This window comes from Emergencia sp. JLR.KK010, from assembly GCF_037018265.1.
Classification (GTDB): domain Bacteria; phylum Bacillota; class Clostridia; order Peptostreptococcales; family Anaerovoracaceae; genus Senimuribacter; species Senimuribacter intestinalis.
In genome coordinates this window covers 693,734-719,421 of the sequence record NZ_CP143550.1, presented here as the reverse complement: position 1 = coordinate 719,421, position 25,688 = coordinate 693,734, and the positions used below count along the sequence as shown (strand labels likewise).

Below are 25,688 nucleotides of genomic sequence, written 5' to 3'. Positions count from 1 at the left end.
TATCTCCCTACTCAAACAGCGGCGTAGAAAAATACCTCTCTGCAGTGTCAGGCAATATCGTTACGACGGTCTTGCCTTTTCCCAGTTTTTCTGCCAGCCTAAGCGCCGCTGCCACATTGGTACCGCTGGAGATACCGCACATGAGCCCTTCCTTGCGTGCCAAGTCCTTGGCCGTCTGCAGCGCCTCTTCATCGCTGACGATATAGATATCATCGTAAATCTGCTGATTCAAAACCTTTGGGATAATACCATCTCCAATTCCCATCTGTATATGTGTTCCCACCGTACCTCCTGCTAAAATCGCAGCATTCTGCGGCTCCACTGCCCAGATTTCAATCTGCGGATTCAAAGCTTTCAGCGTTTCTCCGATACCTGTAATGGTTCCGCCGGTGCCAATACCAGAACAAAATCCGTCAATAGGTCCTGCCACCTGTTCCAAAATCTCAAGCCCGGTATGGTGACGATGCACCATTGGATTTGCTTCATTTTCAAACTGCTGCGGTACAAAAACTTTCGGATTCTCGGCAGCCATGCGGTTCGCCATCTGTACACACTCTTCGATACAGTCGCCAATATTGCCCTCGTCATGTACCAGCAGCACCTTTGCGCCGTAATGCTCCACAAGGAAACGACGTTCCTGACTGACAGAATCCGGCATGATAATAACAGTCTCATAGCCTTTTACTGCGCCTACAAGGGCAAGCCCAATTCCCTGATTCCCGCTGGTCGGTTCAACAATCACAGAATCCGGCCGCAAAATTCCGTCTTCCTCCGCCTTTGTAATCATATTGTAAGCAGTTCTCGTCTTTACAGAACCGCCTACGTTAAGCCCCTCAAATTTTACAAGCACCCTCGCACTTTCAGGACTAACCATTTTATTCAGCTGAATCATCGGTGTTTCACCCATGGCGTCTAACACATTTTTATATATCATCGTTTAACTCCTACTTAAAAACTATTTACTCAGTATATCATAAAGATTTTAATTTGTCACTTTTCTTTGACAACGCCGCTAATTTGTGCTATAGTACTTACGAAAATAAAATAAGACAGTTCGTGACCATCCTGTCTATAAACAAAACTACGGAACTAAAGTCAACATTATTTTTGATTATTATTTTAATGTGCCTGCAGATTCTGTAGGCGCATTTTTTGTTCCGGGAAAGGACAAAAAATGGAACGTTATTCCATCATTTCTGACAAGAATCCGCGGGAGATCGTCCTCCTGCGCGGCAGCGGATGTAAATGGCGCAGATGCAGATTCTGCGATTATCATCTGGATTTTTCCAAAGACGAAACCGCAAACTTCAATCTAAACCGGGAAGTGCTTGGCAAAATTACAGGGCTTTACCACAAGCTGGAGGTAATCAATTCCGGCAGCATCTGTGATTTGGACAAGGCTACCATGGCACAGATTAAAACAGTCTGCAAGACGAAAAACATCAAGCAGGTTCACTTTGAATGTCACTGGACAGACAGAAGTTGTATCAGCCACCTCCGGGAAGAATTTGCTGCTGCCGGCATTCTTCTAAAATTTAAAATCGGAGTGGAAACCTTTGATTCTCTCTTTAGAGAATCCTATCTATTAAAGGGCATCGACGAAACAGACCCTGAGAAAATCGCTGAGGACTTCAACGAATGCTGTCTGCTCTTCGGTATTCCAGGACAAACGGCGGATTCTATGAGATCCGACATCGAAACAGGGCTGGCATACTTTGAGCGGGTTTGTGTCAATATTATGGTAGAAAACTCTACCCCGGTGCGGCCTGATCCCCGCGTTATCGGGCTTTTTAAAAACACCATCATGCCAAAATACCTGCATAATGAGCGGGTAGATATTTTAATGAATAATACAGATTTCGGAGTAGGAGGTAAATCTAATGAGTAATGAATTAGTTTTAATCGTGAGTCTAGTCTGCATTTATGCAGCAGTTGTTCTTTTTTATAAATTTTTCGGTAAGACCGGTCTTTATATGTGGACTGTGGTCGCCACTATCGCAGCTAATATTGAAGCGCTGATTCTGGTAGATGCTTTCGGCATGGAACAGACTTTGGGCAATATCCTGTTTGCCTCTACTTTCCTGGTCACTGACATTTTAAGTGAAACAGAAGGCAGAAAATACGCAAACACTGCTGTAAAAATCGGCATTTGTGTCAGCATAGCTTTCATTCTGATTTCCCAGTCCTGGTTCTTATACACGCCAAATGCAAACGACTGGGCAATGCCTTCCATTCAGTCGGTATTTTCCAACACACCGCGGCTTATGCTGGTCAGCATCGCAGTCTATGGTATCGTACAGATGTTTGATGTCTGCGCTTACCATCTGATTTGGAAACGCACGGAAAAAGTACTCGGTGACAGCCAGAAAGGACTTTGGATCCGCAATAACGGCTCCACCTTGCTGTCTCAGCTTATGAATACCGTACTATTTACCTTCGGTGCTTTTGTAGGAGTCCACAGTTTTTCTACACTGATCCACATCTGCATGTCCAGCTACGTCATCTTCATTTTCACCAGCGTTCTGGACACCCCTGCAGTGTATCTGGCTCGCAAACTAAAAAATAAAAATCAAATTTCAGAGCTGTCATAAACGCAGCCCTGACTCATGTGCATAGATTACATGTAATATATTATTATAAATCGTGCATTTGCATTATGGACAAAAAAATATTCCCAAACCCCTTGACAAATCCGCAAAAAACGGTATGATATTTACATCGTAAGCCACAAATTTGATGTGGATTATATATTTTATATCATTCGCAAATACCTATAATAAATTATAATAAAGTCCTAATCCAAAGAGAAAATGGCGGGAATTACCTCGCCGTTTTTTCTTTGATTCACACACCTTGAGATTCTGCCTCTATTTTTTCTGCAATAGTCTGCTCTGTCAATTCCGAAAGACCATATAATCTTTCATTCATCATATCGCGGAAACAAACCGGAAGGTGGTCTCTGTTCGCTCGATGCGCTGCTACACATTCAACACAGTTTCCATGCATTCTGCACGGTCTGGCGCAAGAACAATGATCTTCCCCACGGGCGATAGCCTCCCGCAGCTGTTTTGAAAATTCAATCCCCAGCCGAACGGATTTCTTTTCATCTCCGCGTTTATATGCTTCCATCGCTGCCATCTCGATTTCATTATAATCGATCTGCATCTTTCGTCCTCCTCTCTCAAGCCAGCGTTATTCTTCAATGAGACTTTTAAACATTTCCACAGCATTTTCCATGATACTGTCAGTGAAGTCATATCCCGATGTGTGAAACGAAGGAACATAAAGTCCACCGCCAATATAAAAGTAAAGTTGCAAGTAGCTATTAATAGCCGGCATTCATTATTCGATGTACTAGTAGTCAACTGATGGCTGAATTAGAGAATCAACCAATAGTTCCTTCCAAAAAAAATGCTTATTATGTATGATAAAACTAGGAGGTAAGAAATGAATCAAGAAAAAATTGGAAAATTTATTGCTGAATGTCGTAAAGAAAAAAATCTTACTCTGCTACAGCTGGCAGAAAAGCTTAACATTAGTAATAGGGCGGTTTCAAAATGGGAAACAGGAAAAAGCTGTCCAGATGTAGCGATAATGATGGATCTATGTGACATTCTTGGCATAAATGTAAATGAATTGTTATCAGGAGAAAGGATTATAGTGGAAAATTATCAAAAAAAGGCAGAACAAAATTTGGTGGAATTACAGAAACAAAAAGCGCAAGCAAACAAGATGAAAAGAAAATTGGAAATATTATGGGGAGTGATTACAATTATTCTATGTCCAGTTCATTTAGCTATAAATTATTTTTATCCTGAAAATCAAGGAACATATATTGGTTGGTTGGTTTTGACAATAGGGGCTCTTTTGTTTGTACCATATTTTTTAAAATATTACAAAGTAGAAATTAAATTGAAAGAAGTAACTAATTGATATATTTATCGCTTCTGTTTCATTTCATAAGATTTTAAAGCAAACGCCCACCAAATAAAAAACGGTGTATGGTGGGGGGGAGAGTTGCTACGCCCGAAAGACTTAACAGATACTCTTCAAGCTTGTTTTAAAGTTTAGCAGTATTCTATCTGCTCCTACAAAACAAGGTCAATTCATACATAGCATGTCATGAAGCGTTTTGTCAAATGCTTTTTTGCGTTATTGACGCAGGCCCTTGCTAGTGCGGCGTGAAACGGGGCAAGATTGTTAAATCCTGTTCCCCGTTTTCAGCGGCGCAATGGCAACGGCAAAATTCCAGACGGTCAGGGGTTTAAGGGTGGAGATTTTTTCGCGCACTTTGTGGAAAAATACTACTCGCTCCTTGACGGTCTGGATAGTCGGAACGGACATAGCGCGAGGATTGTTTCTCGTAATCGGGTATGGTATAATTCTCCCTAGTACAAACTGATAAATCGTAATTAGAAACTCATAATTTTACAGGTGTTTATCACACCTCATAGGGTTTTAATAAAATCCTCCGAAAGCCTTGAAAACAAAGGATTTATCGCAATCATCACACCTTATTTCTTTATATGATTTCACACCATGTTACCCTTGTTCTGCACAATCATAAGGGCAAAATCAAGGGCAAGAAAATCTCATAACAAGTTATAACAGAGTGTGGTAATCGGAGAACTGTGATATATGTGCGAATATATTATAACGGAGGACTTTTTAATGGATAAGTATATTTATGATGAAAGCAACGGTCTTTGGTATGAACTGCAAGGAGATTATTATATTCCTTGCCTTACTTTACCAGCCGAAAAAGGACACAAGCCTATCGGCTTATGGGGGCAACGACACAAACACTATTTGCAGGAACATAAACGGGCAGTTTACACCACGCTTCTCACAAGCGGAAAATTGAACTGTTATCTTGCTGATATTGACGAACAAGCAACGAAGATGATGTTTCGATTGGTCGAACAAATGGCTGACAAGGAGGGCGTGACTGAACAACTAAAAGCAGAAAGCATGATATTGTGGATTGGAAGAATGAATGAAATACAAGCGAGGGCGAGAGAAATTGTATATAGCGAACTGATTTATAACTAATGAGCGTAACGCTTATTGCCTTAAAATACAGTGGGTGGAGGATAATACTTCCCCTACTGTATTTTGGGCTTGCAGATAGTAACAAAACAAGGCTTCTCATTAGGCAATAGCGTTACATTGACACGCTACTGCTTATGCAAATGAACAACAGTATAGAAATCTTCACGCCTTCGTGATATACTTTTTATACAGGAACAAATTAGAAGTTGCGGAGGTGTCTTATGAAACGAGAATTAGGAATTGCCAGATGTGGTCTTGCGTGTTGCTTATGCACAGAAAATGCTGATTGTAATGGATGTGGCTCAAACGGTTGTCCAGATAATGATGTTTGTGAGAATAAAAAATGTTCGATTGCAAAAGGACTGACACATTGTTATAAGTGCGAAGAAAATTGCAAGAAAGGATTATTAGGCAAAATCAAACCCTACACATTTACTTTATTTGCTAAAAAATATGGAGAAGAAAAACTTTTGGACTGTTTAGAGAGAAATGAGAAAAATGGAGTTGTGTATCATCGAAATGGCATAAACGGAGATTATGATGATTTTGATGATGTAGAGCAGTTAATGAATTTTATCTTGACGGGAGTGAGATAACTCCCAGTTTATATATCAAATCCTCTGACATCTGATTTTCAGTGAAAGGACACTGCTACCCGAAATCAAGATTGCCGCACGAAGTGTATTTTTTGACGAGACAGGCAAACGAGTACGCACCAAAAATGAAATCATGGGCGAGGACGGTAAAATCCGTAATGGTTGTACCGTTATCAAATTGTAACGACCCTGTTTAAGCTTTTGCCTATAAAAAACTAAGAGGGACAAGGTAGGGTTGCTACTTTGTCCCTTATTTTGCATTACCGCCAACTCAATGCGTAAATCAATTCCGCATTGATAACTTCCTCCACTGTATTTCGGATATTGTTCATTTTCTGCACCCACTCAAGTGGCTTATCCGCCTTTAGCTGTTCCGTAATACCCTGTGCCTGCTTCATGCCCTCTATGAGCCGTTCAAAGCATTCCTGCGCCTGCCTTCTAATATCCTCTTTCAACTTCTTTGACAACGGATCCTGCGCCATGATATTGTCCAGCGTATATTTAGTCCGATGGATAGACCGCATCCGATTCTCCAGTCGCCGAATTTTGTTTCGTATTTATTTATCGTATTAGACAACGTCCTCACGTCTTCAATATTGCTGACGATAGAAATACCGCCTACAATTTTTTGATTTTCTATGAGCGGTGACATATTTACCGTGTAGTCTATTCCCTGTTCGCTTCTAAGCGCTCCAACGATGGGTTTACCTGAATTGACTACTTCCAAAAGACGTGCGCCGGGGGCAGATATCTTTCAGCGGCTTTCCGACAATGTCTTCCGCCGTAATCCCTGTAATCCGGGTGTAAGCGGGATTGATGTACTGAACCGCATACTCTGCATCGACCATCAGTACGCCATCATATAGATTCTCAAAAAAAGTCTTTCCTACATTCCTTATTTCAGCTTTCACTTTTCATTTGCTCCTATACTACATGTGATCCACATCCTGCCGTGTCCGGTAATGGTTACTGCCAGCTGATTTTTATCTTTTTTCTGTGCTTCTTTTCCTTTGTCTTGCGGCTTTTTCCGCCGCGATCGAGAATCCGTCCGCACAGGCTGGTAAACTTGTACACATAGCGGAACAGCCCTTCCGTAGCAATGAGGAATACCACCAGAAGCATCATAGCCTGCGTGGAAATCTGATTGATGCCAAAGAAGCTCTTCTGGAAAAAGAAGCAATACGCCATGCCCAATAGCATGACTGCAATCAGCCCTACATGGAAGCTATTAGTCGGTTTTGCCACTTTTCCCAGAATCATAAAGCCAACCAGTCCAACTAAAATCGTGCAGGCTGTAGAAATACAATCTGGATCAACGTCAAAGACTTTTCCAAATATGACCAGAGAGCTGACGCTGACAAAAGTAGTAAGCCCTGCAGGGGTTGCCATTTTAAAGACCTTTCCGAAGAAGGTTCCCGTAATTTTATCGTGATTCGGCTCCAGCGACAGCACAAAGGACGGCGCGCCGATGGTAAACATGGTAATCAGGGTAAGCTGTGACGGCGTCAGCGGGTATGACAGCACGTTGACGATGGAAAAGAGCGCCAGCAGCAACGAAAAAATATTCTTTGTCAAAAACAGGCTCGCTGTCTTCTCGATGTTGTTTACGACTCTGCGGCCTTCCGCCACCACCGACGGCATCTTTGAAAAATCGGAGTCCATCAGCACCAGCTGCGCCGCATTGGACGCTGCCTCGCTTCCTGACGCCATGGCGATGGAGCAGTCCGCATCCCGAAGAGCCAGAATATCATTGACCCCGTCTCCTGTCATGCCCACAATCTTGCCCTGCTTTTTCAGCGCCTTCACAAACATGCGCTTCTGTTCCGGCGTCACTCTGCCAAACACAGTATACCGCTCTACCGCTTCATAAACGGCTCGCTCTGTCACAAGCTGTCTTGCATCAATGTATCTGTCAGCATTTTCTATGCCAGCTTCAAGGGCAACGTTGGAAACTGTCACCGGATTATCCCCGGAGATAACCTTTACACCTACACCATTTTCAGCAAAATACCGAAAAGTTTCTTTCGCTGATTTGCGAATCGGATTAGTCAGATAGACAAGCCCCAGAAGCCGGACCTTCCCGCTTAGAGGCTGTCCGTCAGGCACGTCTTCTGTCCGGGCAAAGGCCAGCACGCGGTATCCCTGTTCACTGACTTTTGTAATTTCTTCTTCATACTGAGAAAAGGCTTCCCGCAGCACAAACTCCGGCGCGCCCAGCACAAAATTACCATCCTCGTAGCTTGCGCCGCAATATTTATATTTCGAAGAAAAACCGCACACGCTGAGGGTGGCTCTTCCCGACCTTTCTGTAAAGTACGCCTGCATCGCCGCCATGGTGATATTGTCCGGATTCTGGGCAAATGCCAAATCACCGATTAAGCGGGACAGTTCATCGTCTGTCAGCCCATCATAAATCCGCTGCATCTGCGCGACTTTCATCTCGTTTTCTGTAATCGTGCCGGTTTTGTCCACGCAAAGCACGTTGACCCTCGCCAAGGTCTCGATGCATCGCATATTCTGAACCAGCACCTCCTGCTTTGCAAGACGCATTGCACTGACCACCATGGCAATGCTCGCCGTCATGTAAAGCCCTTCCGGAATCATACCCAAAATCGCTGCAACCATAGAGGTCACGCTATGTCTAAATCCATCTTCTAAAATGAAGTACTGCTGTGTCAGAAGAATCAGTCCTACCGGAATGATAATAATACCGACCACCTTGACCAATTTATCCAGCGATTTAATCATCTCCGACTGCTCGCCATGCTTGTCCTTGGTCGCTTCAATGGTCAACTTAGAAATGTAAGAATTCCTGCCTACCGCCGTCAGTTTCGCTGCACAAGTGCCGGATACCACAAAGCTGCCGGACAAAAGCTGAGAATCCACCGTCTTAGTAATCTCATCAGACTCACCGGTAATCAGCGCCTCGTTGACCTGTACGCTGCCGTCAACCACTATGGCATCCGCCGGTATCTGGCTTCCCGCCCGAAGAACAATCACATCGTCCAGCACCAGTTCCTCCACCGGTCGCTCGACTTCCTTTCCATCTCGAAAAACATGAGCCTTTGGCATTTTCAAGAGTTTCAGGTTGTCCAAAGTTTTCTTCGATTTGATTTCCTGGGCAATACCGATTGCTGTATTAGCAAATACCACAAGCATAAAAGTCAAGTCCTTAAAAGAACCTACTACAATCAAAAGCACCGCAAGTACCGTAAAAATCAAGTTAAAATAAGTGAATACGTTGCTCTTTATAATTTCTTCTACTGTTCGCGTCGAGGAGTCCACCTGCTCGTTGGAAAGCCCCTGCGCCGCTCTCTCTTCTGCTTCTCTTGCTGTTAATCCCAACATGTCTTCTTGCTCTCCTTTTTTACATACATTTTATTGTAACACAAAAAGGCGCAGGAGAAAATAACCTTCACAAAAACTTCAAACGCCAGCTGAAAATCCAAGACAATCGCGAAACCGCAACGCCAAACAGATCCTCACAGCTACTCTTGACGGCTCACGCTGTCTGCTGCCGCCGCGCAATCCTTTCGATTTATAAGCTCCACAAAACCATCAGTGCAGAAATTCTAAAAAAATCCCCAAAATATGCACACCTCCGTACGTAAGTTCGCAAAAAATCATTAAAATATGCACAAAAACATCGAACTTAGTCTAGAAAATCGTTCTACGTGATATAAATTTTACGTATTTTCGCCGATTTCTTTAAAAATATGCACAGCTTTCCATGAAAACGTACATATTTTGAAGAAAAATTTAAATTATATGCACATCACCCAGTCTGTGCTCTGAGACACAGTAGTCATGCCCTCGCCGCGCGCGAAATTCAATGTATGATTTTCATTATATCTATATATAATGTAATGATTATTTCAAAACATAAAATTCACATTTCGGTTCCTCGGTCTGAAATCGATGCTGAAGTTGCCGTCCATACTGTCACTCAAGCTATTGAATTACCTGGTAAAATTTTATACGACTCCTAAAAGCAAAAAGAGCCGCACTGCGAAAATCTCCGCCGCACGGTTCTCTATAGTTTAATTTTCCATTTATAGTTTTTCAATTTCTTCCACGGACAAATCCGTCATTTCGACAATCTGCTGAATCTCCATGCCGCTTTCTTTCAATTTTAAGGCAATGGATTTCTGCATTTCTTCCTTTTCCCGGCGTCCTTCCTGCAGTCCAATCTCAATACCCTCTTCCAGGCTTCTCTGCTTCTCCATGCGATATTCTTCTTCCAAAGTCATGACTTGCTTCAGCTCCTCTCTCTGATTTAGCTCCGCAACTTCTCCATGTATTTTCTGGATGAAAGTGTCTTTCTCGTCTGCCTCACCGCTTTTCAAATACGCGTATAGTGTTTTCAGCTGCTTTGGCACTTTCTCTTCTTCATACATGATGTTTAATATCAGTGTATACGATTCATCTCCTAATGGCAAGCTGGTTTTCACATTATACATCTCGAATTCATACACGGGTTCTCCCAGTCCGAAAAAGTCAAAGAAACAGATAAAAATGACATAGACCGACTTTAACCTTTCGTAATTCTCCCCTGCCGGTAAAATATGTAAATCCGTGCTGGCATGGTAATACCTGCTTCTCTTCGGCAGATGTTTTTCTCTCTGCACCTGCAGTTCTATGTCCGCCCATCCGATTTCATGGCTGAAAAGCACATCCAGCCGAATGCTCTTGGCAGAAATCCCGTTGAGAATCGTCTTCTCCACCTGCACGCCATTATCGCTGGTTTCCGCTTCCGTCTCCTCCTGAAATTTGATTTGTAAGATTTCTTTGTTCGAGAAAATGCGCCGAAGCAGTTCTTTGCACAGGGTCTCCTGCTGCATGATGATGGCGAATACCAGTCTGTTACTGAAGGGATACTGAATCCGTTTTGTTTGATTTGTCCTGATTTCCGATTGCACGATACCTTCCTTTCATTTTCGTGATTTTTGTAATTTATTCCCAGTAAATACAGATTCAGTATATATCATGCACCCACAAAAACAAGTCCCTATTAAGGGCAACTTCTAGAAAATTATCCGCACACGATTTTTTTCACAGTCTCCTTCAAAACACTGTTATTCGCTATCCTTTCCTATCTGATCAAACATAGCTTTCACCGCCGGTGCGTTTTTCGTCAGTTTCTTAATCGTCAAATCCTCCGCTTTATCGTTTGCCAGGCGGAGATTTCTTTCTGATGAGGTTAATGCTTTCTTTATTTTTTCCAGATGGTCGATTGACTTGTCAATCTCCTCAATTGCCGTCTGGAATTTGTCGCTGGCAAGTCTGTAATTTCTGGAAAAGCCTTCTTTAAAAGCGTTCATATTTTCTTCAAAATTCATGATATCGACTTGCTGATTCCGAACGATTGCCAGTTCTTTCTGATATTGCAAAGAGTTCCTTGCTGCATTTCGAAGCAAAGTAATCATCGGAATAAAATACTGCGGTCTGATGACATACATTTTGGGATAGCGATAAGAAACGTCCACAATGCCCTGATTATAAAGATCGCTATCACTTTCCAGCATTGACACAAGCACTGCATATTCACAATGTTTCTCCCTGCGGTCCTTGTCCAATTCTTTGAAAAAATCTTCATTCTTGTGCTTCGTTGCAGTTTCATCAGCCTCATTTTTCATCTCAAACATAATCGAAATATATTCGATGCTGTCCTCATCAGCTTCCCTAAAGATAAAGTCTCCCTTGCTTCCGGATTTCGCATCGTTATCCTTTTCAAAGTAAGCATTTGGAAACGCTGTCATTCTGATGGAATTAAACTGCGTTAAGCAGTGCTGTTCCAGGCTTTCTCCAATCATTTTGGTTGATTGGCGCGCTTTGAAATCTTTATAGTACTCAATCTGTTCTTCTTTTTCCTTCAGTTTAAACTCGTACTGTTCCTTTAAATTCTTTTCTTTCAGCTCGCTTTCGTTTTCTACATTGGAAAGCTTTCCTTCCAGCACGGTAATCTGATTTACCTTTTCAGACAGTTCCTTTTCTTTCTCCTGCAAGGCCTCAGCCACTGCAAGTTTCTTTTCCGTCTCTGCGCCAGAAATCTGCGCCTTCAATGCAGAAATCAGCTGTTCCTTTTCTGCTAATCGGTTATTCATCTCATTTAAAGCCTGATCGCTTTCTTTTTCTTTTTTCTGAATAGCCTCACTGATGGCAAGACTCTTCTCCGTCTCGCTCTTCTCCGACAATTCTCTTTCCCTGCGATGCAGTTCAGCATTGAATTCTGAATCCCTCACCTGCTGCACAATTTGCGCATATCCCCATAGCGGCCTTAATCCCTATTCCAGAATACTCACCAAAAGAAACCAGCATATGTAACAAATTTCTAAAAAGCAGCGGTCCATAACTATGCATGGATAACGTTCCAAAAAAAGAAGGTATTTTTGCTCCTTCTAAATGAACTCGTGTACTCCTCAAGTCATAACGACTAATCTCTACATATTTTGATATATCCTCCATTATTTTTTCAGAAAAAATTGGAGGTTCTCCTGATACTGCATCATATTTCTGAATCAAGCTGTAGAAAATATTCTGCACTGTCGGAAAGAATTGGTATCTTCCATTTCTTTAAATGCTGTTGGAGTACGAAATGCAAGGTTAATATATGGCTTACATACAGAAAAATAGGTTTCCTACATCAGCTGGTTATAGGACTTCGACGAATATCTCTTCTCGATAATCTTTAAATTCAAGTCTTTATAGCGCAGATATATTTCATCTTTATTATCACTCAAAAGTGGCTGCAAAATTTCTCGGTCTGCTTCTTCACTAATCGCTGCAACTGTCCATTTGAAAGAATCTCTTTCCGCAATGCAGTGCTGCGCATAAGGTTTAATTCCTTGACAGTGCAGCTTCTCTGCATAGTCAGGCTTTACTTGTTCCATTAAGATGCTCTGAAAAATGGATCCCATATTAAAGTTCAAGTCGTTCGTTCTTTTAAACGAAATTTCAAGTTTTGACAGCATGTAAACGAGTCTCCTATATTTGTCCTTTTTTACAATTCTTCATACTTAAAATATACCACGTTTGTCCCCGAACAACAACATATGTATTCATATCCATCGCCCAAATTATGTAAACTCTTTGGTAAAGGAGGAATCATACATATGCTAGATCCAATTATTGTCGGGAAAACCATCCAAAGAGTTCGTGAAGAAAAGCAATTATCACAGGAAGTCGTCAGTGGTTTTACCGATATCGGTCGCACGCACCTTTCTGCTATTGAACGCGGTGTCAGAAAACCTACATTAGAAACATTCTTTCGCATAGCGGAAGCGTTAAAAGTTTCGCCCAGCGCGTTGGTAGCAGAAATCGAAGAAGCTGTCAAAAAGGCCGCAAACTAAGCCATCCATACTTTTCCATCCATCTTAAGCAGCAGCACCTATGAAGCACAAAGAGCCGGCTGCTTTAACGATAAACACCCGTTAATTGCAGCCGGCTCCCGCACATCATCCTCTATTTATTTAATTACAACCTTATGGAATTTCTTCTTACCCTTCTGAATCAGCAGTTCGCCGTCCTTAAACAGATCAGCCGTTACGTTCATCTTCGGATTGGTTACTTTTTCACCGTTTACGGAAAGTCCGCCCTGTTCGATGGTTCTGAAGCCTTCACCATTGCTCGGCACAAGTCCCAGTTCTTTAATCAGGGATACCAGACCCTTTCCGTCACCATCAAACTCAGATGCCGCCATTTCTGTGGTCGGGATGTTAGCAGCATCACCGCCGCCTCCAAAGGCAGCTCTAGCGCCTTCCTGGGCTTTTCTGGCTTCCTCTTCACCGTGTACCAGCTTCGTTACTTCGTATGCCAGCACTTCCTTCGCCTTATTGATTTCAGCGCCCTCCAGGGAGGATAGTCTATTGACCTCTTCCATCGGCAGGAAGGTCAGGAAACGCAGACACTTGTTCACATCAGCATCGCCGACATTTCTCCAGTACTGATAGAACTCATATGGGGAAGTTCTCTCCGGTGACAGCCACAGCGCACCTTTCTGGGTTTTGCCCATTTTCTTACCCTCACTGTTAGTCAGCAGTGCAAATACCATACCTTCTACATCAACACCGCACCATTTTCTGGACAAGTCCTTACCTGCCAGAATGTTTGACCACTGGTCGTTGCCGCCGAACTGCATTTTCAGCCCGAAGTCTCTTGCCATAACGGTAAAGTCATAAGCCTGCATGAGCATGTAGTTCAGTTCAAAGAAAGTCAAACCGTCGCCGATTCTCTGCTTATAACAGTCTGCTCGCAGCATATTATTCACATTAAAGTGTGTTCCTACTTCTCTTACGAACTCAACATAGTTGAGCGGTCTCAGCCAGTCTGCATTGTTAATGCTGATTGCTTTGCCCGGGAGCGGTTCTCTGTTCTGATGACCCGGCGCATATACACCGTTGTTGCCCTCGTATTTCCATTCATCGTCAAAATCAAGGAACTGATCAAACAGCTTTTTAAAAGCTGCGCAGTTATCATCAATAGTATTTACAGTCATCATCTGACGCATGTCCTGTCTGCCCGACGGGTCGCCTACCATACCAGTCCCGCCGCCCAGCAGTACAACCGGTGTATGTCCATATTTCTGCATGTACATCAAAATGATAACCTGCATAAAGTGTCCGATATGCAGACAGTCTGCAGTCGGGTCAAAACCGATATAGAATTTGATCTTTTCTTTGCCCAGTAACTCTCTAACTGCCTCTTCATCGGTTACCTGCTCAATGAAGCCTCTTTCTTTCAGTACATCGTAAACATTATCAAACTTGCTTACGGAATCAGGAATAAAATTTTTCATGGTAAATATCCTCTCTTCTTAGAATTTTGCCCTGGAATTTCATTAATAATCGCCCTTTACTTTGTGCCGAACAGTCTGTCGCCTGCATCTCCCAGCCCCGGAATAATGTAAGCGTGTTCGTTCAATCTCTCGTCTTTCGCTGCGATGTAGATATCCACATCCGGATGTGCCTTTTGCAGTACCTCAATGCCCTCCGGTGCTGCGATCAAACACATGAATGTGATATTCTTCCCGCCTCTCTGCTTGATAAAATCAATGGCTGCTGACGCACTTCCACCAGTTGCCAGCATAGGGTCTACGACAAAAATCTGCCTTTTATCGATGTCTGTCGGCAACTTGCAATAGTATTCCACCGGCTCATGGGTATCAGGATCACGATAAAGACCCACATGTCCAACTTTCGCATTTGGAACAAGTGCCAGCATACCGTCTACAAAGCCAAGACCTGCGCGAAGGATCGGTACGATAGCAATATCTTCCCCTTCCAGCATATTTACCTTAGTGCTGCAAAGCGGTGTTTCTATTTCTACTTCTTTTAGCGGCAAATTTCTGGTCGCCTCAAAACCCATCAGCATGGCGATTTCCTTTGCCAATTCTCTGAAATCTTTGGTGCTGGTATCTGTCTTTCTCATCAGCGCAACCTTGTGCTGAATCAATGGGTGATCAAAAATGTATACTTTGCTCATTCTCTTACCTCTCTTTCTGCTGCTTTGCGGCTACATCTCGTCCAGCATCGCTGTTCTTCTCTCGTGACGACCGCCTTCAAATTCAGTATCCATCCATGCGTCAACAATCTCAACAGCAAGCTCCGGTGCAGTGGTTCTTCCGCCCAGCGCAAGGATGTTGGCATTGTTGTGCTGTCTGGTCAGCTTTGCCATCTCTACAGAAGTGCAAAGCCCGCAGCGAATGCCCTTCACTTTATTGGCAGCGATGGAAATGCCTATGCCTGTCCCGCAAACAACAATTCCAAGGTCCGCCTTTCCGGAAGCCACCGCTTCCCCACATGCCTTTCCATACACAGGATAATCCACGGACGCTTCGGAATCAGTTCCGAGGTCCACTACTTTATATCCCCTTTCTAATAAATGTTTCTTTACAATATCTTTCAACGCGAACCCGCCATGGTCGCTGGCAACTGCAATAATCATATGTATTAAACCTTTCTGATATTATATCCTGCGGACTTCAGCATTCTATTCATGACAGAAAAGCCAATGCCCTCTTCCGGCAGCGCCGATGCCAAAATCATATCAGCGCCTTCTCTGTCCGCTTCTCTTAGCCGTGCAAAAAACTGGTGCGCCGCAGCTTTCTGGTCTTTTTCGTCAAAGGAAATGACGCAGACCTTCTTGCCCTCCGCTCTGTATTTTGCAGCCTCCCTGCAAATGACCTCCTGCACAGCCTGCGGGCTTCCTTCAAAGACCGTCATCTGTGCTTTCGGAGCATAGTGCTTATATTTCATGCCCGGTGCTCTGGGCTTAAAATCTTCATTATTAAATACATCCGGTCGCTGATTCAAAGTTGGATCAAGTGCTACCGGCTTTTTCAGCGCCTCTTCAAAATCCTCTCTGGTAATAATGCCAGGTCTTAGAATCATAGGCTGTTCACCCATCATATCGATGACAGTGGATTCAATTCCCACCTGGCAGTCGGTGCTTTCTATAATCGCATCCACTCTTCCATAGAGATCCTCTTTGACATCTTTTGCCGTCGTTGGACTGGGCTTTCCGGAGAGATTTGCGCTGGGCGCTGCAACAGGACACTGCGCTGCGCTAATCAAAGAAAGCGCCACGGGATGATCCGGCATACGAATCCCTACCGTATCAAGCCCGCCTGTAGTCGTATCAGGTATCAGGGAAAGCCTTGGCACAATCATGGTCATGGGACCCGGCCAGAAATGCTCCATCAAAATCTGCATATCAGCGGTGACTTCAGGGGTCAGTGCAAGCAAATCATCCTTTGACGATATGTGGACAATCATAGGATTGTCAGAAGGTCTACCCTTTGCCGCATACACCTTACCCACAGCTTCTGCATCGAGGGCATTGGCACCCAGTCCATAGACCGTTTCTGTAGGAAATGCAACCAGCCCTCCCGCTGCCAAAATATCCGCTGCCGCTGCAATATCTTCAGTTGTATCTTTTAGTAATTTTGTATTCATCATAGTTTCATGCCCGCATAGCTGACAACGCTGCGGGCGAATTTAGCAAGCCTGCAGACGCAGTGAAATTCGTTCGCAGCTAGGCGCCGGATTTGGTGAGGCTCGGAGCGTACAAATGGTACGTGAGAAATGAATCAAATTCGAGCAACAATGCTGCGGGTGGATTTAGTAAGTCTGCAGACGCAGTGAAATTCGTTCGCAGCTAGGCGCCGGATTTGATGAGGCTCGGAGCGTACAAATGGTACGTGAGAAATGAATCAAATTCGAGCAACAACGCTGCGGGCGGATTTAGCAAGTCTGATTAGAAGTTCTTCATTTTCTCTGCCTGATCACTAGTAATCAAGCCATCGATGATTTCATCTAAATCACCATCTAAAATTGCATCCAGTCTGTACAGAGTCAAACCAATTCTATGCTCGGATACTCTGCCCTGCTGGAAGTTAAAGGTTCTGATTCGCTCACTTCTGTCGCCGGAACCAACCTGGCTCTTTCTGGCCTCAGAAATCTCTTTGTTCTGTTCCTGTAGTTTCAGGTCATAGAGTCTTGCTTTCAAAACCTTGAAGGCTTTTTCTTTGTTCTTAATCTGGGACTTTTCATCCTGACAGGTTACTACAAGTCCAGTCGGCTCATGGGTCAGTCTGACTGCAGAATCTGTGGTATTTACGCACTGACCGCCGTTACCGGAAGCGCGGTACACATCCACTCTGACATCGTTTGGATTCAGATCCACTTCCACATCGTCGACTTCAGGCAGAACAGCTACCGTTGCTGCAGAAGTATGAACACGACCTGCAGACTCCGTTTCTGGCACGCGCTGCACTCTGTGTACGCCGCTCTCGTATTTCAGTCTGGAATATGCACCCTTACCCTTAATCAGAACTACGGCTTCCTTAATACCTCCGATTCCAGTGTCGTTGACATCCATCAGTTCTGTCTTCCATCTGTGGCGTTCTGCATATCGCATATACATTCTAAGAAGATCCTGTGCAAATAATGCAGCTTCGTCACCGCCAGTGCCTGCCCTGACTTCCAGAATTACGTTCTTTTCGTCGTTAGGGTCTTTTGGCAGCAACAGAACTTTCAGTTCTTCTTCGTTCTTTTCAATCTGTTCCTCTAAATCGTTGATTTCCATCTTTGCCAAATCACGCATCTCTTCATCTGTCTCGTTTTCAACGAGATCCTTGGCATCGCGGAGACCTTCTTTTGCTTTCTTGTACTCTTCGTACTTCTTAACAATCGGCTCCATCTCGCCCATTTCCTTGATGTATTTCTGCCAGACCGGCTGATCATTTATGACCTCCGGATCAGAAACCTTCAGGGACAATTCCTGATATTTCTCAACAATAAAGTCTAACTTATCAAACATATCTATCTCCTCAAAATAAAAATTTCCATATCTATCTAAACATATATTGTACCACAAACTGCAATTTCCTACAATTGAAAAATACCCAAAGCTGTCAATTATTTCTGTGCAGCCTTTGTCGATGTCTTTGCCATGATGCAAGCTATTTCCCCATTGACTTTCTCATATTACAAGAGTACAATGTTTGCAAACTGAAAGAGAGAGGCTTCATGATGATAAAAAGTACACTAATCAAAAGCGGAACGGTGGTCGACCCTGCGCAAGCAATCGAAAAAATCACCAATATATATATAGAAGATGGAAAAATCGTCGAACTTACAGATGAATCGCCAAATGCCGATTTAGTCATCGACGCTGCCGGCAAAATCGTCTGCCCCGGTTTTATCGACATTCACATGCACGAAGATGACTACGATCCAAAGACAGACACCACTGCCGTAAGCATGGCAGAATCAGCACTTCATATGGGAGTAACACTGGATATCGGCGGCAACTGCGGCAACAACGCCTGCGATCCGGATCACTATCTGGATATTACCGATCGAGACGGTGCGCCGGTAAATCTCGGTCTTTTAGCCGGTCATACCTATCTAAGGGGACGCAGCGGAAAGCAGGATAAGTATCGCTCCATTGACGAAAACATCTTAAAGGAAATGACTGCTGTATGCGAGGATTTTCTGGATAAAGGCTGCCTCGGGATTTCTTTCGGGGTAAAATACGTGCCAGGTACAACACCAGAAGAAATCGCTGCTCTTGCTAAACTCTGCCGCAAAGGTGATAAAATCGCAGCTTCCCATGTTCGTCAAGACGTCAACGAAGTATTTGCTGCAGCAGACGAGCTGGCTGCCATAGGCGAAAGCTGCGGGATTCGCGTACAATTTTCTCATATAGGCAGTATGGGCGGCTATGGACAAATGTCGCAGCTTCTTGAAAATATCAGAAATTACCGTGCAAAGGGAATTGACATGCTTTGCGACTGTTACCCTTACAGTGCTTTCAGTACTGGAATCGGCGAAACCACCTATGATGACGGATTCCTGGAACGTTACCACGCTGACTACGACAGTATTCTCATTGCCAGCGGAAAATATGCAGGCAAGCGCTGTACCAAAGAAATCTTTGATGAGCTGAGGGCAACTGCACCGGACACAGCTACAGTCGGCTATTTTATGCGAGAAGAAGATATCGAAATGGCGCTGACTTCACCGCTGATTATGCTGGGCAGCGACGGAATCAGAACCGATGGCATGGGACATCCCCGCGCTTCCGGCTCCTTCGCACGTTTCATTGCAAATTACATCCGTCCGGGAAAAATCAGTCTTTCTGAGGGAATCAGCAAAATGACAACCATGGCAGCAAATCGTCTACATCTGCCGAATAAGGGAAATTTCTTGCCGGGCAGCGACGCTGATATTACCATTTTTGATCTGGAAAAAGTGCAAGACTGCGCCACTTACGAAAACGGACAAATTCCATCCAAAGGATTTAGCTATGTCCTCATCGGTGGCGAAATTGCTCTGCAGAATGATAAAATCGTAAATAACCGATTAGGAAAAGCTGTAAGAAAATAAAGTCGGAACGAGGTCCTGCTGAATGTGCTGTTCTATATAGGAACCAAACGAAACCCAAATCCGCTTTGCAGAAAAAAGCAAAAAATCTCCCAAAAAAAGCACTCCAAGCGTTTTGACGAACGCCTGTAGTGCAGTACCTTTTGTTTTTGGAGCAAAAATACGACTTAAAACGGATAATATGCAAAGAGAAGTTTAAGATTTAGGTGAAATGTTCCTCTTGTTGGCTTGTCACATGCCTTGCCGCCTGAAAGTTTTCCTTTTTTTGAAAGAAGAAAGGGTATAGTTCTGCAATGAAGAAATTCTTTTTATGTGTTCTATTTGATGCTAACACAGACATTCTAATGCATAAAACTAAAAAGCCGGAGACAAATCTCCGGCTTCTGGTTTTTCTGATTATATTTACAGGTTGTACTTGTTCTTGAACTTTTCAACACGTCCACCACGGTTGATGAACTTCTGCTGTCCTGTAAAGAACGGATGACATGCTGAGCAAACGTCAAGTCTCATTTCTTCTTTTACGGATTTCGTAACAAAAGAATTACCACATGCGCAAGTTACTTTACATTCCTTATAATCAGGATGGATTCCTTCCTTCATGCTTCTTACCTCTTTCCTGCTCAGGCAATGCCCGTGCATAATTTATCTGTATCTACTACAGCTTTTATACTATATCACACTTGTTTGCAGGATACAAGTAATTTTTGCAGAAAATTTCTCAGGAAATCGCAGATTATTTTATTGTCTTACAAAGCTCAAGCAAAGCATTTGCATAGATTTCCGTAATTCTCTCGTAATCAGCAACACTGTAGTGCTCATTGGCTTCGTGAGCAAGCTCCTCCTGATCCGGAAACACCGGTCCAAACGCAATGGCGTTAGGAATTGCCCGCGCATAGGTTGCTCCGCCCAGAGAAATCGGCTGAGACTGCATATCTCCGGTCGCGTCCTGATATACCTTCATGAGCGTTTTTACAATCTCGCTGTCCTTTTCAAAATAGATTGGATCCATGCAGACGCCATATTCCAATTTTCCGTTCAACGCTCTGGTAAGCGGCTTCAGTTTCGCATCAACATCTTCAAAGGTTTTGGTTACCGGATAACGGATGTTCATCGTCAACGTCAACGCATCTTTTTCCATTTTCATCAAACCTACATTGACAGTCATCAAGCCGGAAGCCTCATCTTCCCACCCAATTCCCATCTTTTCTCCGTTATAGTCAAGACCTATATAAGTATGATACTTCTCAATCAAATTCTGCTGCACAAAAGTGTAACGCTCTCCCTCACTCAGAAGATACAAAATTTCCATCAAAGCAGAAATCGCATTGACACCCTTTTCCGGTGTCATCGCATGGGCAGCTCTGCCCTTTACTTCAACAAAAACTTCGCCCTCTTTCGTCAAACAAACACCGGTTTCCGCCCCAAGCTTTTCTGCATGTGCGCTGATTTCTTCTATCAATTTTTCTGCCCGGATGCTCTCATCTGTCCATGAGATTTTACATCTTGCGCCAGTAGGCACTACGTTTGCACGTTCACCGCCGCAGAGCTCCTGCAGAGAAAGCGAAGCTTTAGCCGCACCGCCTTCATTTATAACCGGGTAAGATAAATCCGCATTGATCAGCCCTTTCTCACAGAAAATCACAGGAAAGTTAGCATCCGGAACAATGGATATTTCCGGCAGCTCCGGTTCCCCTTCCAGATATCTGGCGATGCTGTTCCACTCTACTTCCTCATCTGTACCAATTACCATTTTCAGTCTGAAATCAGGCGGAAGCAAATTGTTCTCCTTGATATACTTCATTGCGTACATACAGCAAACCATTGGTCCTTTATCGTCAATGGAGCCTCGTCCGTACATTTCTCCATCCTTGATGATTCCCTTAAAAGGCTCAGTTTCCCAGCCTTCACCGGCGTCCACTACATCGGCATGACAGAGAATTCCAATCAAATGATTCCCCTCTCCCAGCGTAATCTCCCCGATATAGTTGCCGATATTTTCAGTGTGAAGTCCCATTTCTTCACCACGCTGCAAAATCTTTGCAAGGCAATCTGCAACATCTTTTCCAAAAGGTGCACTGCAATCATCACTTTGGGTTGCAATGCTGGGAATCTCTATAAGTGCAGAAATATCTCCAAGCAAAGCCCCTCTATTTTCTTCGTAAAATTTTTCAAATTCTCGTTTCATCACAGCCTCCTGTTTCTTAGCTCAGCAGAGAAGCGTCTTTTTTAAGGGCTTTACAAAGAACATAGTACAGTAATCCGGATAAAGCGATGCTCTGTACCAGAACCAGTCCGTCTGTTACGAAAATGTTCATCACAAATCCTGCTAACCAGGAAATAATTCCATACCATGCAAAGCCTTCGACCGGCTCCCATTTTGAAGCAGTACCTTTTCTCAGCAGCCAGTAGTCTGACAACATTACGCCGCCCATCGGAGCAAACGCAGCACCCAGCCATGTAATGAATCCCTCAAACTGGTTCATAATTCCAAGAACTGCTAAAATAGTTCCGATTGCACCGGCAATCAGCGTAACCATAGCTCTCTTTTCATCTTTCAGTTTCAAAATATTTACAAGGTTGATACCTGCAAGGTAAGCATTGCTTGTATTTGTAGTCCATGCCGCTAAAATCAGTACAACCATACCTAAAATCGGAAGACCTACATCGCATAAAACCTGACTGACATCATACTGACCCACAGCCTTAGCCATCAGAATTCCGATTACCAGCATGAGAATTCCCGCAGGAAGTACGCCAAATACGGTTGATTTCAGTGTATCTCCACGGTTTTTCTGATAACGGGAGAAGTCTGCAACTGTCATGGTCTGCATACTCATAAATCCTGTCGTCAATGTAATTCCTTGTACTAAAGTCATCGTCGTTTCTGTCTGCGCATTGAGATTTGCAGTACCGTTATTGCGCAGCGCCAAATAACAGCCTACTACACAAACAATCAACAGTGCCGGTACAGCCAGTGTGTTGATTTTTCCAATGGCGTTAATGCCGTATACTGCTGTAACCAGCATAATTGTTCCCCAGATTAAAATGGATACAACCTCCGGAACGTGAATTCCAAAAGAGTTTGCCATCAGATTTGTAAATGCACTGCCGCAAACTGCGGTATTAACGCCAAACCATCCGAGCATTGAAATGGTAAAGAAGAGGCTGTTTAAATATCTTGAGCCCGCTTTACCATAGCTGGACTGTAGTATCACACATGCCGGTACGCTGAGGTCGCTTCCCTCCATACCTCCCAAGCAAGTAAAAACAATAACTAAAGCATATCCGATGCAGCCTGCCAAAAGAGCCTGTGTCAGCGGCATTGCAGAAGCAAGTAATCCTCCAATCAGCATGCTCGGAACGCTAATCATAACGCCGGCATGTAAAAAAGCCATTTCAATCCAGCCCTTTTTCTCTTCCGGTGCAACTTGAGTTAGTGTGGTGGTTTCAACGCCACTACGTTTCTTTTCGTTTTCGTTCATAACTCATCCTCTTTTCTCGATAACAAATATACTTTAATGAATACCTTCCGCAATTCCGCCCCGCCCCTTGGCGACTGATTAGATTTCAAAGAATGCACCTTTTAGCAGCGAAATGCGTGCACCTGTTACGGTGCTTTCATTTTATATAATATCTGTCTTTTCCGCATTAAAATATTTTGAATGAAAACTTAAAAATATTCAAATATTCTCAATGACAATTTTTCCTCTGTCCACTATACTTTTCCTCGAAGAATGCACTAAAACACTCACTGTAAACAAGGAGGTTATAAAATGTACGATTACGAATTACAAAAAGCTGCGGACACTTTAATTGGCGATCTTTTTAAGGTAAAGCCGGGCGAAACTGTTGTTATCACTTGCGATTCCCTTTCATGTATGAATGTGGTAAACGCTGTTATGTCCAGCGCTCACGCTGCAGGAGCTCTTCCTATGATGATTAAGTTTCCTGCACCGGACGGCATTGGACAGGCCGCAGACCCAAAACTGCCAATTGAGCCGTTAACTGCCGCCGTATCCAACTGCGACGTATGGATTGAATTCAACCAGAAATGGCTGCTCTATTCTACCCCATACCTGCGTGCAATTGAAGCAAACAAAAAAATGCGCTACATGTGCTTGGTAGAATATACCGAAGATGTTTTGATCCGTACTTTAAAAGATCTTAACAGCGAAAAGCTGGCAGCATTTATGAATAAGGTTGCTGATTTAAACAGAGCTGCAAAGGTGACTCGCATGACGACCCCTGCAGGGACTGACGTTACCTTTGAAACCAATCCGGAACACACAATTTTAGTAGATGCAGGTCTTGCTTCAAAGAGCGGTATCTACATGATGGCAGGTCAGCTCAACGTAGTACCTAAGTTTGGTTCTGTAAACGGAACCATCGTCTTCGACGGCACCGTTACTCCTCCTTTTGGAAGAAATCCTGATGTTCCTATCAGATTAACTGTAAAGAACAGCGAAATCGTAAAAGTTGAAGGCGGCGCAGACGCAAAAGCATACGAAAAATGGTTAAAGAGCTTTGACGATCCGGGCATGCTGAAGATGGCTCATGTCGCATACGGCTTCAATCCTGGCGCGCAGCTTTCAGGTAACGTTGTTGAAGACGAAAGAGTTTGGGGCGTTACGGAGTGGGGAATCGGTTATGTAAGCCCGATTATTGCTCCACCTGATGGTCAGCAGGCGATTTCTCATACTGACGGTATTTGTATCGATACTTCCGTATGGATTGACGGCGTTCAGATTATGGATAAGGGTAAAATGGTTGACCCTGAGCTGGAAGCAATGTATCCACACAACTAAGAAACCCATACCTTGCATAGTATCCTTTTGTATGATACTTCTGCCAAAAGGGCTTCGGATAATCCTCCGAAGCCCTTTTGGGATAAAGCTATTATAACATTCGATCTATCATCGTAAGCATGGTAATACAGGTATGAAACTGGACAATATCATCTTCAAATCCTAAAATCTGGCGCAATTTGTTAATACGATACCGAATTGTTGCTTCACTCTGCCCCATAAGATTCGCCGTCTCACGGTAAGAGCCTTTGCATTGTACAAACATTTTGCATGTATTAAACAAGGTCGAGTCATTTTCACTTCGATAGATAGAAATCAAAGATTTCAGGCTGTCATAGTAACTGTATAATTCACTGCTATCCTTCAACTTCATAATCAACGTCAAAATGGATTTGTTGTCATAGACAATTCTTTTTTCCTGGAGATAATAGGCGGTATCCAGGGCAAGAAGTCCTTCATCGAGACAAAGATTCACTTCTTTCTTGGGGTGTACTGCACTGACCCCTGCCGTATAATTGGAAAAATACTGTTCCAAATAGTTACAAAAAATTGTTTGGATTTGATTAAGCTCCTCTTCACTGTCATGACTGATTAAAAAATAATGCAGATTATCGTGGAAAATATAGACGTCCTTCTGCCTTTTTAAAAAATACGCCATCAAATCATTCTCCATCATAGGTGAATGTAGATTTCCGCGAACAATAACTATTTGCAACAGTTTTTTAAATTTAGGATTAATACTCTCTAACACCCGTTTTTTCTCTGCATCGTTAAGCTTTCCTGTATGAATTTCATTTAATTTATTCCCATTAAAAATATGGTAATACTTCTGAATGATTATATTATTAATTGTCTCCATAATAGACGCATAAGAAACTGTCCAGCTCACCATAATCAATGGCAGCTTTCCTCTATTACACTGCTCTTTTATTTCTTCGGTAATCAGGTGCGCATTCTCATCTGTGATAATCAGCGCACTGCATTGAAAATTAACCAAGACCTGAATAAATTTCGTAAACTCCTGCGGCTGTGTTGCAAATTGATCGAGGCCGGAGATATACAAATCTCCCTTTTTCACAATACTTTTGTCAAAGATGCCGGATTTCACCGAACAGTCATAGACAGAGGTTCGATTGACTACATTATCAAGATACTTTTTTCCTGCAAGAACCTTCGCATTTTCAAATAACGGCTGCTTTAAAATCAGTTCTATTGTGCACAACATAACCTTCCTGCCTACCTTTCTTTCCATTTTTCACAGTATACCACAGAAATCTCTGCGGTAGAAGTATCAAAAATTAACATAAGGGCTCCGCTCAATTCCTCAAATCATTGTAGCAGAACCCCCC

26 protein-coding genes are annotated in these 25,688 nt (G+C 43.3%); 8 read left to right on the top strand and 18 right to left on the bottom strand.

Annotated features, from left to right (window positions below):
• Positions 1–7: 7 nt before the first annotated feature.
• A complete protein-coding gene (gene cysK / locus V1225_RS03445) occupies positions 8–934 on the bottom strand; it encodes a cysteine synthase A (protein ID WP_160201158.1) in 927 nt (308 codons plus the stop codon).
• Between the two features lie 240 nt (positions 935–1,174).
• On the opposite strand from cysK, the gene V1225_RS03440 reads away from it, so the two are divergent.
• Both V1225_RS03440 and V1225_RS03435 read left to right on the top strand, forming a co-directional pair.
• Positions 1,175–1,888, top strand: coding sequence for a radical SAM protein (locus V1225_RS03440; RefSeq protein WP_338547574.1), 714 nt, complete (start codon positions 1,175–1,177; stop codon positions 1,886–1,888).
• Positions 1,881–2,591 (top strand): queuosine precursor transporter, encoded by a 711-nt coding sequence (locus V1225_RS03435; protein WP_161908575.1) that lies wholly within the window; start codon positions 1,881–1,883, stop codon positions 2,589–2,591. The genes V1225_RS03440 and V1225_RS03435 overlap by 8 nt, the downstream gene beginning before the upstream one ends.
• A 253-nt stretch (positions 2,592–2,844) precedes the next feature.
• Here V1225_RS03435 and V1225_RS03430 read toward each other — a convergent pair whose 3' ends face one another.
• Entirely contained in the window at positions 2,845–3,165 is a 321-nt protein-coding gene (locus tag V1225_RS03430; RefSeq protein ID WP_338547573.1) for an LPS biosynthesis protein, read from the bottom strand.
• A 282-nt stretch (positions 3,166–3,447) separates the two neighbouring features.
• Between V1225_RS03430 and V1225_RS03425 the strand changes: the two genes are divergently transcribed.
• The 3 genes from V1225_RS03425 to V1225_RS03415 all read left to right on the top strand — a co-directional run bounded on the left by V1225_RS03425 (position 3,448) and on the right by V1225_RS03415 (position 5,648).
• On the top strand, positions 3,448–3,933 hold the full coding sequence (locus tag V1225_RS03425; protein WP_338547572.1) for a helix-turn-helix transcriptional regulator: 486 nt from the start codon (positions 3,448–3,450) through the stop codon (positions 3,931–3,933).
• A 738-nt stretch (positions 3,934–4,671) separates the two neighbouring features.
• Positions 4,672–5,052: a TnpV protein gene (locus V1225_RS03420; protein ID WP_160201083.1), complete on the top strand. Its 381-nt coding sequence runs from the start codon at positions 4,672–4,674 to the stop codon at positions 5,050–5,052.
• A gap of 221 nt (positions 5,053–5,273) precedes the next feature.
• The gene (locus V1225_RS03415) at positions 5,274–5,648 is read left to right on the top strand and encodes a DUF3795 domain-containing protein (protein WP_160201697.1); all 375 of its coding nucleotides are present in this window, start codon (positions 5,274–5,276) and stop codon (positions 5,646–5,648) included.
• Positions 5,649–5,908: 260 nt separating this feature from the next.
• On the opposite strand, the gene V1225_RS03410 is transcribed toward V1225_RS03415, so the two are convergent.
• The 7 genes from V1225_RS03410 to V1225_RS03385 form a co-directional block, all read right to left on the bottom strand.
• The gene (locus V1225_RS03410) at positions 5,909–6,172 is read right to left on the bottom strand and encodes a TnpV protein (protein WP_285813829.1); all 264 of its coding nucleotides are present in this window, start codon (positions 6,170–6,172) and stop codon (positions 5,909–5,911) included.
• A 180-nt stretch (positions 6,173–6,352) separates the two neighbouring features.
• Entirely contained in the window at positions 6,353–6,559 is a 207-nt protein-coding gene (locus V1225_RS03405; RefSeq protein ID WP_251614884.1) for a PAS domain-containing protein, read from the bottom strand.
• 55 nt (positions 6,560–6,614) lie between these two features.
• Positions 6,615–8,996, bottom strand: a complete 2,382-nt coding sequence (locus V1225_RS03400; RefSeq protein WP_251630826.1) for a cation-translocating P-type ATPase — start codon at positions 8,994–8,996, stop codon at positions 6,615–6,617.
• 704 nt (positions 8,997–9,700) lie between these two features.
• Positions 9,701–10,567 carry an Rpn family recombination-promoting nuclease/putative transposase gene (locus V1225_RS03395; protein ID WP_161908581.1) on the bottom strand — a complete coding sequence of 289 codons (867 nt, stop codon included), beginning with the start codon at positions 10,565–10,567 and terminating at the stop codon, positions 9,701–9,703.
• Between the two features lie 156 nt (positions 10,568–10,723).
• On the bottom strand, positions 10,724–11,899 hold the full coding sequence (locus V1225_RS03390) for a DUF2130 domain-containing protein (RefSeq protein WP_251630823.1): 1,176 nt from the start codon (positions 11,897–11,899) through the stop codon (positions 10,724–10,726).
• Positions 11,865–12,191 (bottom strand): CRISPR system precrRNA processing endoribonuclease RAMP protein Cas6, encoded by a 327-nt coding sequence (gene cas6, locus V1225_RS14725; RefSeq protein ID WP_161908582.1) that lies wholly within the window; start codon positions 12,189–12,191, stop codon positions 11,865–11,867. The genes V1225_RS03390 and cas6 overlap by 35 nt, the downstream gene beginning before the upstream one ends.
• Positions 12,192–12,286: 95 nt before the next feature.
• The gene (locus tag V1225_RS03385; RefSeq protein WP_251630822.1) at positions 12,287–12,538 is read right to left on the bottom strand and encodes a hypothetical protein; all 252 of its coding nucleotides are present in this window, start codon (positions 12,536–12,538) and stop codon (positions 12,287–12,289) included.
• Positions 12,539–12,760: 222 nt separating this feature from the next.
• On the opposite strand from V1225_RS03385, the gene V1225_RS03380 reads away from it, so the two are divergent.
• Positions 12,761–12,997 (top strand): helix-turn-helix transcriptional regulator, encoded by a 237-nt coding sequence (locus tag V1225_RS03380; protein WP_338547571.1) that lies wholly within the window; start codon positions 12,761–12,763, stop codon positions 12,995–12,997.
• Between the two features lie 116 nt (positions 12,998–13,113).
• Here the strand turns inward: V1225_RS03380 and tyrS are convergent, their stop codons facing one another.
• The 5 genes from tyrS to prfA all read right to left on the bottom strand — a co-directional run bounded on the left by tyrS (position 13,114) and on the right by prfA (position 17,966).
• On the bottom strand, positions 13,114–14,442 hold the full coding sequence (gene tyrS, locus V1225_RS03375; protein ID WP_338547570.1) for a tyrosine--tRNA ligase: 1,329 nt from the start codon (positions 14,440–14,442) through the stop codon (positions 13,114–13,116).
• Positions 14,443–14,498: 56 nt separating this feature from the next.
• A complete protein-coding gene (upp, locus tag V1225_RS03370) occupies positions 14,499–15,128 on the bottom strand; it encodes a uracil phosphoribosyltransferase (RefSeq protein WP_161908585.1) in 630 nt (209 codons plus the stop codon).
• Between the two features lie 30 nt (positions 15,129–15,158).
• Positions 15,159–15,590 carry a ribose 5-phosphate isomerase B gene (gene rpiB / locus V1225_RS03365; RefSeq protein ID WP_161908586.1) on the bottom strand — a complete coding sequence of 144 codons (432 nt, stop codon included), beginning with the start codon at positions 15,588–15,590 and terminating at the stop codon, positions 15,159–15,161.
• Between the two features lie 5 nt (positions 15,591–15,595).
• Positions 15,596–16,603, bottom strand: coding sequence for an L-threonylcarbamoyladenylate synthase (locus tag V1225_RS03360; protein WP_338547569.1), 1,008 nt, complete (start codon positions 16,601–16,603; stop codon positions 15,596–15,598).
• 298 nt (positions 16,604–16,901) lie between these two features.
• Entirely contained in the window at positions 16,902–17,966 is a 1,065-nt protein-coding gene (prfA, locus tag V1225_RS03355; protein WP_160201680.1) for a peptide chain release factor 1, read from the bottom strand.
• Positions 17,967–18,175: 209 nt separating this feature from the next.
• Here prfA and V1225_RS03350 point away from each other — a divergent pair, with 209 nt between their 5' ends.
• Positions 18,176–19,537 (top strand): amidohydrolase family protein, encoded by a 1,362-nt coding sequence (locus tag V1225_RS03350; RefSeq protein WP_338547568.1) that lies wholly within the window; start codon positions 18,176–18,178, stop codon positions 19,535–19,537.
• A gap of 399 nt (positions 19,538–19,936) precedes the next feature.
• Here V1225_RS03350 and rpmE read toward each other — a convergent pair whose 3' ends face one another.
• The 3 genes from rpmE to V1225_RS03335 all read right to left on the bottom strand — a co-directional run bounded on the left by rpmE (position 19,937) and on the right by V1225_RS03335 (position 23,016).
• Positions 19,937–20,134 carry a 50S ribosomal protein L31 gene (gene rpmE, locus V1225_RS03345; protein WP_160201678.1) on the bottom strand — a complete coding sequence of 66 codons (198 nt, stop codon included), beginning with the start codon at positions 20,132–20,134 and terminating at the stop codon, positions 19,937–19,939.
• 133 nt (positions 20,135–20,267) lie between these two features.
• Positions 20,268–21,719 carry a dipeptidase PepV gene (gene pepV, locus V1225_RS03340; protein WP_338547567.1) on the bottom strand — a complete coding sequence of 484 codons (1,452 nt, stop codon included), beginning with the start codon at positions 21,717–21,719 and terminating at the stop codon, positions 20,268–20,270.
• Between the two features lie 16 nt (positions 21,720–21,735).
• Positions 21,736–23,016: a cytosine permease gene (locus tag V1225_RS03335; protein WP_338547566.1), complete on the bottom strand. Its 1,281-nt coding sequence runs from the start codon at positions 23,014–23,016 to the stop codon at positions 21,736–21,738.
• A gap of 291 nt (positions 23,017–23,307) precedes the next feature.
• On the opposite strand from V1225_RS03335, the gene V1225_RS03330 reads away from it, so the two are divergent.
• Positions 23,308–24,339 carry an aminopeptidase gene (locus V1225_RS03330; RefSeq protein ID WP_160201675.1) on the top strand — a complete coding sequence of 344 codons (1,032 nt, stop codon included), beginning with the start codon at positions 23,308–23,310 and terminating at the stop codon, positions 24,337–24,339.
• Between the two features lie 91 nt (positions 24,340–24,430).
• Here V1225_RS03330 and V1225_RS03325 read toward each other — a convergent pair whose 3' ends face one another.
• Positions 24,431–25,564 carry a PucR family transcriptional regulator gene (locus V1225_RS03325; protein WP_161908590.1) on the bottom strand — a complete coding sequence of 378 codons (1,134 nt, stop codon included), beginning with the start codon at positions 25,562–25,564 and terminating at the stop codon, positions 24,431–24,433.
• Positions 25,565–25,688: the final 124 nt, after the last annotated feature.